Below are 12946 nucleotides of genomic sequence, written 5' to 3'. Positions count from 1 at the left end.
CATTTACTCATGCGCAAACACAGACCCACAATTAGAGACCACTCAGCAGAAGCTAACCTATTTGCTCGTCGCGCCTTTGTGGGGTTTGTATTTGTTACTATTTTAGTCGCGGTTTTACTTTCCAATTTATATACCATTCAAGTTGATGATCACCAAGATTATCAAACACGTTCTAACGACAATCGCATTAAAGTTATTCCTATTGCTCCTAACCGAGGCCTTATTTATGACCGCAATGGTGTGTTGCTCGCTGAAAATAAGCCTGTTTACAATTTAGAAGTTATTCCTGAAGAAGTTGACGATCTTGATGCATCACTGTCAGCACTGACACAATTTATTGATATTTCAGAGCAACAAAAAAACGATTTTCTTGATGATATAAAACATAACCGTCGCTTTAAGAGTCAAGTATTAAAAGCACGTTTAAACGAACAAGAAGTGGCCCGTTTTTCGGTCAATCAGCATAAATTCCCAGGGTTTAGTATCGAAGCACGTTTGGCACGCTACTACCCGTTTGCAGACACCCTAACTCATGCGTTAGGGTATGTTGCTAAACTCAATAAAAAAGAACTGGCTCAGCTCGAAGCACAAGAGCAAGGTACTAATTACCGTGCAACCCATGATATTGGTAAACTCGGTATTGAGAAATATTATGAACAACTGCTGCATGGCCAAGTAGGTTCGCAGCGGGTTGAAGTCAATAATCGTGGTCGCGTCATTCGTACCTTAAGTATGACTCCTCCGCAGCCGGGTAATGATCTTGTTCTTACTCTTGATGTTGGCTTGCAGCAAATTGCCCAACATGCACTTAAAGATATGCGTGGCGCTGTGATCGTCATGGACGCCAAAGACGGAGGCGTGTTGGCGCTTTATTCCAATCCCAGTTATGATCCGAACTTATTTGTTCACGGCATTAGCAGTAAAAACTACAAAGCCTTATTAAATCCTGACCGACCTCTAATCAATCGAACCACACAAGGGCGTTATGCGCCAGCATCGACGGTAAAACCTCACATGGCTGTTCTGGCCCTTGAAGAAGGTCTCGTTACCGAGCAAACGTCAATGTGGGATCCTGGTTTCTTCCAAATTCCGAATGTTGATCATAAGTGGCGAGATTGGAAACGTTGGGGCCATGGCCATGTTGATGTTTACAAAGCCATTGAAGAGTCTTGTGATACCTATTTTTATGATGTTTCTTATCGATTAGGGATCACCAAAATCAGTGATTTTATGGCACAGTTTGGCTACGGTGATTTAACCGGTATTGATATTCATGAAGAAACCACGGCTATTTTGCCATCAAAAGAATGGAAAGAAGGCCGTTTTAAAGAATCATGGTGGCGCGGCGATACTATCTCTGTTGGCATTGGCCAAGGTTATTGGACCGCAACTCCCCTACAAATCGCAAACGCGATGAATATATTAGTAAATCGTGGCGTTAATCACCCTCCACACTTAGTACAAGTTGTAAAAAAAGACAATGACGTCACACAGATCAATAATGAAGAAAAGCCACCCGTTATTTTAAAAGATCCTCGCCATTGGCAGGTCGCATTAGATGCTATGCATAACACTGTTCAAAAAACCTCAGGTACTGCACACAGAGCATTTAAAGGAACAAATTACGATTCAGCAGGTAAAACAGGCACCGCACAAATAGTCAGTATTGCTCAAGGTGAGCGATACGATGCAAAATCCCTCAAAGAGCGTCAACGTGATAACACTATCTATGTAGGCTTTGCACCTTATGAGGATCCCAGAATCGTTGTTTCTGTTGTTCTAGAAAACAATCATGGCGGTGTGCAAATTGCTCGCCAACTAATGGATTACTACTTTGCCGCAAATCCCGTTAATCTTGCTAGGAATAACACACCATGACCAGTTTGCATGATGGCCGTTCAATCTGGATGCGTATGCATCTTGACTTGCCGCTACTGCTGGCATTGCTATTAATGATGGCAGGCAGTGTAACCGTTGTTTATAGCGCCAGTGGTCAAGACCCTGCAATGATGATCCGTCATATTACTAGGATGGGCGGCGCTGTTTTAGGTATGATTATTTTAGCGCAATTTTCACCCGCGACCTTAAAGCGTTTAGTTATTCCTTTATATTGTGTTGGGTTAATGATGCTGGTTGGGGTGCTGTTATTTGGCGTCAGCTCCAAAGGCGCTCAGCGCTGGTTAGATTTAGGCATTACCCGCTTTCAACCTGCTGAATTAATGAAAATAGCCGTGCCTATGATGGTGGCTTGGTATATTGGCCGTAATCATTTGCCGCCAAGAGCACTGCACTTAGTTGTTGGTTTTACCATTGTTATGGTTCCCACACTCCTGATCAAAGAACAGCCCGACTTAGGTACCTCCATCTTAATTGCCAGTTCAGGGGTCTTTGTATTGTTTTTGTCTGGTTTAAGCTGGCGATTAATCGGCTTTTTTAGCGCTTTGGTTGCTTTAGCTGCGTGGCCTTTTTGGCATTACGGTATGCATGACTATCAAAAACAGCGGGTACTAACTTTGTTCAATCCAGAAAGCGATCCTCTTGGCTCTGGTTATCATATTATCCAATCAAAAATAGCTATCGGCTCTGGTGGTATTGAAGGTAAAGGTTGGCTGCAAGGCACGCAATCACAATTAGAGTTTTTACCTGAACGCCATACTGATTTTATCTTTTCAGTACTTAGTGAGGAATTTGGCCTTTTTGGTGTATGTGTTTTATTGTCCATGTATTTATTTATTATTGGTCGCGGTTTGTATATCGCAGTTAATGCTCAAGATGCATTTGGTAAATTACTGGCAGGGGCACTCACGCTGACTTTTTTTGTTTATGTATTTGTAAATATTGGCATGGTATCAGGGTTACTACCTGTGGTGGGTGTACCATTGCCATTGATAAGTTATGGCGGTACGTCGATGGTCACTTTAATGGCCGGGTTTGGCATTATTATGTCTATCGCAACTGATAAAAGGATGCTGTTAAAATAATGCGCTACTGTTTAAAATTATTCAGCTGTTTGTGGTTAGTGGTTTTTTTAAGTGCCTGTAGCTCTTCAGGTATAAATCACAGTGACCGGTATAGTATGCGCCATGATTCTGCACCACTGAGAGTACCCACTGAATTAGAAATGCAAGATGCCATAGTCACAGAGGTTAGCAAAAGTGCCAGTGCTGGGCGCGCTTACACAGTTAACGGCAAAAACTATACTCCGATGCTAGATGAAACTGGTTATAGCGAAGAAGGTATCGCTTCATGGTATGGCCGTAAATTTCATGGTTATCACACCTCAAATGGCGAAGTCTACGATATGTTTGCGATGACTGCCGCTCATAAAACGTTACCCTTGCCTAGCTTTGTAAAAGTAACCAACACCAGTAATGGCAAATCTGTGATTGTCCGTGTAAATGATCGTGGCCCATTTCATGATGATCGCTTAATCGATTTATCCTATGCAGCAGCGTATAAACTTGGTTACTATCATCATGGTACAGCCAAGGTTAAGCTTGAAGCTATTACAATGGCCGATTCGACTGCGCGTTTGAGTTATATTCAAGTCGCTGCAGGCAGTACCTTAAAAAATATTGAAGCATTAGCGTACACTTTACGCCAGCAATATCAATTACCCACTAATATTGTGGAAAAAGATGCTATTTATAGGCTGCGTTTAGGGCCAATTAAAAATGCTGAGCAAGCTCAGCAAGTACTTGAAAAACTAAAACAGGATCAATTTCAAAACGCGTTCTTGCTTTATAGTGAATAACACCTTTAGAATGAGGTAAACGCGAATCTTTAACTTTAACCATTAATGAGTATGATGAAATCTATTAAATCCAAAATTATTAGCGGTGTATGTGGCGTAGTTTGCTCTGCTGCCGTTTTTTCTGCGACCGCCCAAATCATCCCTGCACCGCCTCAAGTTAATGCAAAAGGTTATTTTCTTGTTGATTTCACCACTGGTAAAGTTATTGCCGAGGGTGAAGCTGATACTCGCCTAGCACCTGCCAGTTTAACTAAAATGATGACCAGCTACGTCATTGGTACCGAAATCAAAGCAGGCAATATAGCGCCAACAGATATGGTTACGGTAAGCGAAAAAGCGTGGGCTAAAAACTTTCCTGAATCTTCGAAAATGTTCATCGAAGTGGGTAAGCAAATTAGTGTTAACGATTTAAACCACGGTATTATTATCCAGTCAGGTAATGATGCTTGCGTAGCGATGGCAGAACATATTGCCGGTAGCGAAAGCGCATTTGCAGACTTAATGAATGCCCATGCTGAGAAATTAGGTATGAGTAACAGCCACTTCATTAATAGCCATGGCTTAGATACCAACGAACACTTCACAACTCCTCGAGATATGGCCACCTTAGGTGCAGCACTTATTCGTGATGTACCTGACGAGTATGCGGTTTACTCACAAAAATCATTTACTTTTAACGGCATTAAGCAATACAACCGTAACTCACTGTTATGGGATGAAAGCTTAAACGTTGATGGTATAAAAACCGGTCATACATCGGAAGCAGGTTACAGCTTAGTAAGTTCAGCGACTAAAGATGATATGCGTTTAATCGCCGTGGTTATGGGTACTTCGAGTGAACGTGCACGTAAAGTAGAAAGTAAAAAATTACTTAACTATGGTTTTCGTTTTTTTGAAACAATCACACCTTACAAAGCCGGCGACAGTTTTGCCGAGCAACGTATTTGGATGGGTAACAAAGAAAATGTATCGTTAGGCATTTTAGTTGATACGCCGATCACTATTCCACGCGGCCAACGTAAAAATTTAAAAGCCGACTTTAAACTTGATAAAGTTTTAGAGGCACCATTAGCGAAAGGCTCTACCGTAGGTACTTTATCTTTACAACTTGAAGGCGAAGTAATTGCTCAGTATCCTCTGGTAACGCTTGAAGAAGTTGAAGAAGGTAGCTTCTTTAGTAAAATTTATGATTACCTACGTTTACAAATAATGTAAAACGCTACCAAATAATATAAGCGCCTTGCAAAGCAAGGCGTTTTTTTTTGCTTTAAAGATGGTAGAATGCGCCCCATATCTAACCCGCAAATAACCAGAATACCAATTGTCTTATGTAAGCGATTAATTCAATTGTTATAAAGGTCGAGAACAGGTTATCTAATCGGTTTATTGTTTGGTAATAAATACTAAACACACATATAAGTATGAGGAGTCAACGTCGTGGCTACACCGGTAAAAAATACTAAATTTGATGAATATTTAGAATACCCTTGCCCTTTTACATTTAGAGTAATGGGGTTGGCAAACGTCAACTTAACTGACCAAATTCTAACTAAGTTACAACCTATTGCCCCTGGCGACTACGCTCCAAAAGTTAAACCTAGCAGCAAAGGTAATTATGAGTCAGTTAGCTTAGTCGTTACCGTGACCAGCGGCACTCATATTGAAGAAATTTATAACGTGATCAGTGCGATTGATGACGTACGACACATGCTTTAAACGCTAAGCGGAGTAAGCTGTGAGCGAAAATACCTTAATCGTCCGTCAACTTGGTAAACAGCGTTACATGCCAATTTGGCAACAAATGCAAAACTATACTGATGTTCGAACTGAGCATGATGCGGATGAAATATGGCTCGTTGAACATGAGCCAGTATTTACGCAAGGCCAAGCAGGTAAAGATGAACACCTACTTGCACCTGGAGATATAGAAGTGATCAAGGTTGACCGAGGTGGTCAAGTAACCTATCACGGACCGGGCCAGCAAATGATGTACGTATTATTTAACTTACGTCGCTTGAAAATTGGCGTACGAGAATTGGTCACATGGCTTGAAGAGTGCATTATCGATACACTCAATGATTACGGTATTAAAGCCTACGCAAAAGCAGATGCCCCGGGGGTTTATGTTAACGATAGCAAAATAGCATCATTAGGACTTCGTGTTCGCCGTGGCTGCTCTTTTCATGGTCTAGCATTGAATGTAAACATGGACATGAGCCCGTTTTTACGTATCAACCCATGTGGTTACGCCGGTATGAACATGGTGCAAACAACCGACTTGAACGGCCCAGAAAACCTTGCGCAAGCAGGTGCTGGGCTCGTAAAACATATGATTAAAAAACTTAATGCGACACAGGTTAAGTATACTGAAGGGTTTGAAAACGAATGAATAAACCAGTCAAGATGGAACCAGGGGTAAAACTACGCGACGCTGAAAAAATGGCGTTGATCCCAGTAAAAGTATTACCCACTGAAAAAAACGAAATGTTACGCAAGCCAGAGTGGCTAAAAATTCGCTTACCTAAATCAACTGAGCGGATCGACGGCATTAAACAAGCCATGCGTAAGCACGGACTGCATTCAGTGTGTGAAGAAGCCTCTTGCCCTAACTTATCAGAATGCTTTAATCACGGTACAGCAACTTTTATGATTTTAGGCGCAATTTGTACTCGTCGTTGCCCATTTTGTGATGTTGCCCATGGCCGTCCGTTAACACCAGACGCCGCAGAGCCAGAGAAGTTGGCTCTTACTATTCGCGATATGAAGTTAAGCTATGTGGTGATCACCTCTGTGGATCGTGATGATTTACGTGATGGCGGCGCACAACATTTTGCTGATTGTATTCGTGAAATTCGTAAGTATAACCCAAAAATCACCATCGAAATTTTAGTGCCTGATTTTCGTGGTCGCATGGACCGAGCGCTTGAAATCTTAATAGAAACGCCACCAGATGTATTCAATCATAACCTTGAAACTGCACCGCGTTTATATAAACTTGCGCGCCCAGGTGCTGACTACAAATGGTCATTAGAATTACTGCGTCGCTTTAAAGAAGCACACCCTGAAGTGAAAACTAAATCAGGTCTAATGGTTGGTCTTGGCGAAGAAATTAGCGAAATCGAAGAAGTACTGCGTGATTTACGCGCGCATAATGTCGATATGCTAACGGTTGGCCAATACCTACAGCCATCAAAGCATCACTTACCTGTAAAACGCTACGTGCCACCAGCAGAGTTTGACGCGCTTAAAGAGTACGCTGATGAAATTGGCTTTACTCATGCCGCATCAGGCCCATTTGTTCGTTCAAGCTACCATGCTGATCAACAAGCTGCGGGTAAAGAAGTGAAGTAATCATTTTTACAGAATTGAAAAAGCCGTTAGTAATGGATTAAATCACTAACGGCTTTTTTGTTATATTAATGGTCTTACCTTTCATGCTAAACCCTTAAAGTTAATTTTAAGAGCATTTCTTCTTAGTTGTTGTAAAAATTTTTAGCATATATTTTTCAACGTTTATTTTCGTTTCGAAGCATTGCTTCTCAATTGTGCTGAAACATTATCGTTCAACTTAAGCCAATTTGTTTCATAATCCCACGTTGCTTTAAACTCTTCGCTACTCCTTGAGCTTTCTAACATTTCTCTAAAATCAAAGACGTCCGCAAAATTACTTTCATTTACGTCATAATTACCCCAGCCTCTAGGCTCCATCTTAATATACTTTAAATAATTAGACTTAAAATCATTAACGGCAGTGACTAGCTCTTCATTACTATTTAGTTTTTCTGCAATGATTGCCTTTTCATCATCATTAAGAGAACCCGTTACTGTAAGCTCACCTGACTCATTGATAGAAATACCCCAACTTTTATTTGCTAAAGAAGGCTGTTCACTCCTTAATTCAGCCATAACGCTATCATAGGGTGAAAGCATCTTCTCAACTGCTTTAGGGACATCACCACCAGGCATATACAAATGAACTGTAGCAACGCCAATATCATACATAACCTCTTCAATAGGTCTTAATATATTGGCATCTTTATTTACAGGCTTATAGTATGTTGCATCAGGCTCTTTAAACTGCCCTTTATGATAGATGTCCTTCGCTAGGCGCTCCATTTCACTTTTTAATTGCTCTTTACTATTCACTGGCGTGTTGATTTCGACCACCGAACTGTTTGAAGTAGGTTGCAATAGTGGATATGTATCTTGCGAGTTAACTTGCATATTACGTCCTTGTTTTTTTTATAGCTAAGTTGTTATCGGCTAACTATTCTTATGCTTTAACTATTCCCCCCCAAAAAAGGAACCTACTTTATTCTTTGGCTATCAGCCAAAAACTATTTTTGCGGTTTGTAATTAATCATTAGGTCAAACGGCTTTTCCTTGAGACAATCACCCCTGTTATTTTTAAAACATGGTTCTTTATGAAACTATTAGTTAGAAACTTATCACGCACTATCACTGAACATGAAATCCGCGTACTTTTTACTGAACACGGTAAAGTAGCCGATTGTAATTTAGTACTAGATAAAGAAACCGGCCAATCGAAAGGCTTTGCCTTTGTAGAAATGCCAAACGATGCAGAAGCTGCTGTAGCAATAAAAGCATTGAATCAAAGTACTGTTGATAAAAGCAAGATCCGCGTAAAGAAAGCTGACGCTTAAACGTGTTATTTTGTTGCAAAAGGCCAGCACTCTTCGCTGGCTTTTAGCTTTTTTTCACACAACTTCTGCGCCAGTCCCTTTCACCCAACGAAATTTAATTCAGCCCCTAAATCATAGTACCCAAAATCAACTAATTGTATTTTATAAAAATATCTGCGCTTCATGGCAAAAAACTAGACAGCAAAACCGACACCCCATATAGTCACAGTATGTATCCTTAAAAACCTGCAATTATGACTCCTCTTTTTAAATCGCTCAGTGTAACTTTATTATTGGGCTTAACTGGCTGTTCAGAGCCTGCTCAAGAACAAACGACGCTTGACAATACAACCAGTGTAAATTTAAGCAATATTAAACAACATATTAAAACCCTTGCCTCAGACGAATTTGAAGGACGCGGTCCATTAACGCGCGGTGAAGTAAAAACTGTGGGTTACTTAAGTGACCAATACCAAGCGCTTGGATTAACTGGTGCATATAATGATAAGTTTTTACAGCCGGTAAAAATGGCGATGGTAACCGCTGATCAAAACATGCAATTAAAAATTGGCGACTTGAGCTTTACCGCTGGTAAAGATTTTACGGCGCGAACGAAGCAATTACAGCCACTTATTGATGTTCGTGATTCAGAGGTAGTATTTGTTGGTTATGGCATTAATGCGCCCGAGTATAATTGGAATGATTATAAGAATATTGATGTAACGGGTAAAACGGTTGTTGTGTTAGTAAATGATCCTGGGTTTGCTACGCAAAACGATGCGCTATTTACCGGCAACGCTATGACCTACTACGGTCGCTGGACTTACAAATACGAAGAAGCCGCTCGCCAAGGCGCAGCCGCAGTATTTATTGTGCACGAAACAGCGCCAGCTGCATATCCTTGGGGCGTAGTTGAAAGCTCAAATACAGGCACAAAATATACCTTGATGGATAACAACCTAAACGCATCAGAACTACCGGTTATGGGTTGGCTAACACTCGATGCAACCGAGCAGCTATTTAAATCAGCAAACTTGAGCTATCAACAATTAAAGCAACAAGCACTTAACGACGACTTTAAAGCTACTGCGCTTAATTTAACAGCAAACCTTGCATTTAAAAACGAAGTGTCACACGCTAAATCACACAATGTTGTTGCAAAATTAACGGGCAGTGAAGCGCCTGATGAATATATTGTGGTCAGCGCACATTGGGATCATTTTGGCACTAAGCAAACTGATAGCGGGCCAAAAATTTATAATGGTGCAGTTGATAATGCCTCAGGCAGTGCTGCCACAATTGAAATCGCTCGTATATTAAGTAACATGCATAAACAAAAACCGTTTAAGCGCTCGATTATTTTTGCGAACTTTACCGCCGAAGAAACAGGGTTAATTGGCTCAGAGCAATTTGCCAGTGGCGAACTTATCCCTACCAAGCAGATGGTCGCTCTGTTAAATATTGATGGTATGAATGTGCTAGATGGCACCGATTACATACTGCAATACGGCAAAGGCTTATCACAAATGGAAGACTACCTTAGCAAAGCCGCAAGCAAACAAGGCCGTCATGTAAAAATGGATCCCGTGCCACAAAACGGCCTATTCTTCCGATCAGATCACTTCTCACTAGCTAAACAAGGCGTACCTGGTTTACTGTTTATGAGTTTAGGTGATACAGATCCAGATTATATTGCTCATAAATACCATAAAGAAGCTGATGATTACTCTGCTCAGTGGTCATTAGGTGGTGTAAAACAAGACATCGAGTTAATTGTTGATATCGCATCACAATTGGCAAACAACGGTGATTGGCCAAAATGGCAAGCCGATTCAGATTTTAAAACTCGTCGCGCCCAAGACCGCGCAGAATAAATTAACTTGAGTTGGGGTAGGCATTCATCGCCTACCCCATTTTTATTAATGCCCTTTCTTATTGCGTTGTGCGCTCAATAATAAGGTTTCGGCTTTTGCCCCTAAATACACATAAATAGCCAACGCAATCAATAGCCCTACAACCGCCAACATCATATAAATTGCCGGTAATAAATACTGCGACTGCCCCAGCGCTGCCTTAAACATCGTTAATAACGCTTCAATAGACACTGCAATTAAAATAGTTGAAATAAACCGTGTGATAGTGCGCCGCGTTGAACTGTGCCTAAAGATATCTTTATGCATTAAAATTTCTTCTTCGAGAATCGTTTTACCTAAATCAAATATTGCTAACGCGAGGGTGATAAAAATGATGATCGTAAACGGTTCGAGCGGATCATTTTCTATAGAGCGGACAAACAGTAAGCTATAAATATCACCAAACACCCTACCAAGTAAAAATAACACTAAGATAAATAAGCAACTGACAATAATGCCATAACCCGCTTTAAAAAATGGCGTCATCGTGGCGCGAGTACGATCCCCCATAATAAATTCGATTAATTGCGTTAGACATACATCAATCACTAAATAGCGATTTTCGCCATATGAAGCATGTAACGATTTTATTGCTGAAATACATAAGTGATTGGTCGCGATCGAAATATAGGGCGGCGTAAAACGAGTATGTTGCTGTTGTTGGATACCTTGAAAATACGGCCGTTCACTCAAATCCTGTGAATCACCACGATTATTTAAGGTCTTCATATACTGACGTTTAAAGCAGACATTGTTACCTAGCTGCACGCCATTTTTATCTAAACAGTATTGTAATTCTAAAAATGGGTATTGAGCGATTAAATAACGATTATCTTGTTGTTTTTTAACACCGTCTTCTAAGCTTGCTAGCACTGAGTCAAGTAAGTCGTGGATCACGGTTTGATATTCTTGGTAACGTTCGACGCTACTGATATAACTCATTCTTGCCATGTGTTTGCTCCTAACTGCATAATTAAAAGTAATAGCAATTACAGAACCAACTTTACAAAAACTTATAAATCAATTAGTTGCATTATTTAAATAAAATAAAAAATCTATTTCGCACCAACCAGGTGCAAAATAAACTGCTGGACTTACTTTTTTGCAAGCACAAAAAATGGGCTACTTAGCCCATTCTTTCATTAAATCAATTACTTTTAAATTTCATCATCAGAGTCTTGCACTTGACGTTGTGCAGCTCTAGCAATGATTTCAACATAAAACGACTCTAAGCCTTGTTTTTCAATTTCGCTGATTGAGTTGCTAATTTCAGCAACGTGCACCACTTGGGCATCTTCAGCTGTGTTACCAAATTTACAATCAAATGCCCAGTAATCAGCATCAATTGGCAACGTTTTGTTACGCTCTCTTTTCAAATACTTTTTTACTTCATGCTTTGCAGCATCTACCATGCGAGGGTATTTGATTTTCTCGTGATTCAGCGTGAATGTTTTCTTCATTACGTTCCTAATTACCTTGATTTAATGATGATGGCAATAATACCAAGTAAATTGGAAATGCCATTTGGGGTCATTATAGCAATTGCATTTAGTTTGTGGATGCTTTTTTTACACTAAAATAAATAAAATATTTTTACCGATAATTATTACAGCTTAATATCACGCTTGGGCAAGGTGTAAGGGTTGATGAAGATCTGCATTATTAAGGCTATCGTAAAATGCAGCCGCATCCATTTGCGGATGATCCAGCTGTGTTTCTTTATCTAAATGACGCTTTCGCACGACAAGTTCGCAATTATCAATCACCATTAGTGGAATATGGTTTTTATCATCTCTGATCGCTAATGGTTCCGGCGCAAGGCACGAGCGTAAACGAATATCTGCCATGCTGCCTTGTTGTAATAGCTGTGCATTATGTTGGCCAATGAGCATATCAAATTCATCTGGAGCCAATGCTTGCTCAGGCCCAGCCCCTAATTGTTCACGTAATTGCGCTTCAGTTGGTGTTGAAGCATGTGCATCAAATGGGGTTTTAGGGAGATGAAATTGACTAAAATCTAACACGTCATGAGAAAGCATTGCCAATAATAATGCAAACTCGCCACGACGGTGTTCTGAGACACTTTTGGCAAGACGATTGTTAAGTTGACTCTCTGTGATTAACAAATCATCGATTTGCATAGACTTTAGCCGATTGCAGTTAGTAATAGATATTTATCGGCTTTATTTAATATTTCTTTAGCTTTTTTCTTTACTTAAATGCTCACTTTGCTATTATCAGCGCCGTTGCATTGGAGGGGTTCCCGAGCGGCCAAAGGGATCAGACTGTAAATCTGACGGCTCAGCCTTCGCTGGTTCGAATCCAGCTCCCTCCACCACTTTTCTTACCGCTAAGTTAAGTGGGGCCAAATGCGACAAAATTAGTGTGGAGGGGTTCCCGAGCGGCCAAAGGGATCAGACTGTAAATCTGACGGCTCAGCCTTCGCTGGTTCGAATCCAGCTCCCTCCACCACTTTTCTTATCTATCAGCAAAACTTCATTCTTCTAACTCTAATCTTTCTAACTTTATTCTCGCTAACTTTATTCTCGCTAACTTTATTCTCGCTAACTTTATCCTCGCTAACTTTACCCTCGCTAACTTTACCCTCGCTAACTTTACCCTCGCTAACTTTACCC

The 12946-nt window shown here is 40.5% G+C and carries 14 protein-coding genes and 2 tRNA genes; 12 read left to right on the top strand and 4 right to left on the bottom strand.

From position 1 onward, the window contains the following. Positions 1 to 9: 9 nt before the first annotated feature. The 7 genes from mrdA (at position 10) to lipA (ending at position 7105) form a co-directional block, all read left to right on the top strand. Entirely contained in the window at positions 10 to 1878 is a 1869-nt protein-coding gene (gene mrdA, locus FW757_RS12725; RefSeq protein WP_149980733.1) for a penicillin-binding protein 2, read from the top strand. Next, positions 1875 to 2981 (top strand): rod shape-determining protein RodA, encoded by a 1107-nt coding sequence (gene rodA, locus FW757_RS12720; protein ID WP_446441278.1) that lies wholly within the window; start codon positions 1875 to 1877, stop codon positions 2979 to 2981. Before mrdA ends, rodA begins: the two co-directional genes overlap by 4 nt. Then, complete coding sequence (locus FW757_RS12715; RefSeq protein WP_182718130.1) at positions 2981 to 3754, top strand: septal ring lytic transglycosylase RlpA family protein; 774 nt, start codon at positions 2981 to 2983, stop codon at positions 3752 to 3754. The genes rodA and FW757_RS12715 overlap by 1 nt, the downstream gene beginning before the upstream one ends. 54 nt (positions 3755 to 3808) lie before the next feature. Beyond that, positions 3809 to 4969, top strand: coding sequence for a serine hydrolase (locus tag FW757_RS12710; RefSeq protein ID WP_149980736.1), 1161 nt, complete (start codon positions 3809 to 3811; stop codon positions 4967 to 4969). Between the two features lie 222 nt (positions 4970 to 5191). Beyond that, positions 5192 to 5470 carry a DUF493 family protein YbeD gene (gene ybeD / locus FW757_RS12705; RefSeq protein WP_145240537.1) on the top strand — a complete coding sequence of 93 codons (279 nt, stop codon included), beginning with the start codon at positions 5192 to 5194 and terminating at the stop codon, positions 5468 to 5470. A gap of 19 nt (positions 5471 to 5489) precedes the next feature. Beyond that, the gene (gene lipB, locus FW757_RS12700; protein WP_145240535.1) at positions 5490 to 6143 is read left to right on the top strand and encodes a lipoyl(octanoyl) transferase LipB; all 654 of its coding nucleotides are present in this window, start codon (positions 5490 to 5492) and stop codon (positions 6141 to 6143) included. Next, positions 6140 to 7105 (top strand): lipoyl synthase, encoded by a 966-nt coding sequence (gene lipA, locus FW757_RS12695; protein WP_145240533.1) that lies wholly within the window; start codon positions 6140 to 6142, stop codon positions 7103 to 7105. The genes lipB and lipA overlap by 4 nt, the downstream gene beginning before the upstream one ends. Before the next feature lie 162 nt (positions 7106 to 7267). Here lipA and FW757_RS12690 read toward each other — a convergent pair whose 3' ends face one another. Continuing rightward, complete coding sequence (locus FW757_RS12690) at positions 7268 to 7978, bottom strand: hypothetical protein (RefSeq protein WP_182761447.1); 711 nt, start codon at positions 7976 to 7978, stop codon at positions 7268 to 7270. A 200-nt stretch (positions 7979 to 8178) separates the two neighbouring features. Here FW757_RS12690 and FW757_RS12685 point away from each other — a divergent pair, with 200 nt between their 5' ends. Together FW757_RS12685 and FW757_RS12680 are read left to right on the top strand one after the other, a co-directional pair. Further along, entirely contained in the window at positions 8179 to 8418 is a 240-nt protein-coding gene (locus tag FW757_RS12685) for an RNA recognition motif domain-containing protein (RefSeq protein WP_145241401.1), read from the top strand. Between the two features lie 233 nt (positions 8419 to 8651). Continuing rightward, positions 8652 to 10271 (top strand): M28 family metallopeptidase, encoded by a 1620-nt coding sequence (locus FW757_RS12680; RefSeq protein ID WP_182718132.1) that lies wholly within the window; start codon positions 8652 to 8654, stop codon positions 10269 to 10271. 45 nt (positions 10272 to 10316) lie between these two features. Here the strand turns inward: FW757_RS12680 and FW757_RS12675 are convergent, their stop codons facing one another. The 3 genes from FW757_RS12675 to FW757_RS12665 all read right to left on the bottom strand — a co-directional run bounded on the left by FW757_RS12675 (position 10317) and on the right by FW757_RS12665 (position 12451). Next, a complete protein-coding gene (locus FW757_RS12675; RefSeq protein WP_145241406.1) occupies positions 10317 to 11261 on the bottom strand; it encodes a general glycosylation pathway protein in 945 nt (314 codons plus the stop codon). 206 nt (positions 11262 to 11467) lie between these two features. Further along, positions 11468 to 11770: a DUF6172 family protein gene (locus tag FW757_RS12670; protein ID WP_145241408.1), complete on the bottom strand. Its 303-nt coding sequence runs from the start codon at positions 11768 to 11770 to the stop codon at positions 11468 to 11470. A 159-nt stretch (positions 11771 to 11929) separates the two neighbouring features. After that, on the bottom strand, positions 11930 to 12451 hold the full coding sequence (locus FW757_RS12665) for a VC2046/SO_2500 family protein (RefSeq protein WP_404687992.1): 522 nt from the start codon (positions 12449 to 12451) through the stop codon (positions 11930 to 11932). Between the two features lie 112 nt (positions 12452 to 12563). On the opposite strand from FW757_RS12665, the gene FW757_RS12660 reads away from it, so the two are divergent. The 3 genes from FW757_RS12660 to FW757_RS12650 all read left to right on the top strand — a co-directional run. Then, a tRNA-Tyr gene (locus FW757_RS12660) sits at positions 12564 to 12648 on the top strand. Between the two features lie 49 nt (positions 12649 to 12697). Continuing rightward, a tRNA-Tyr gene (locus FW757_RS12655) sits at positions 12698 to 12782 on the top strand. A 55-nt stretch (positions 12783 to 12837) separates the two neighbouring features. Next, positions 12838 to 12946 (top strand): pentapeptide repeat-containing protein (locus tag FW757_RS12650; RefSeq protein ID WP_446441329.1); only part of this gene is annotated, 109 nt, incomplete at its 3' end.

Source organism: Pseudoalteromonas sp. 1181_04 (assembly GCF_052850545.1).
The sequence above is the reverse complement of the archived record's forward strand: the minus strand, read 5'-3'. Positions and strand labels throughout refer to the sequence as shown.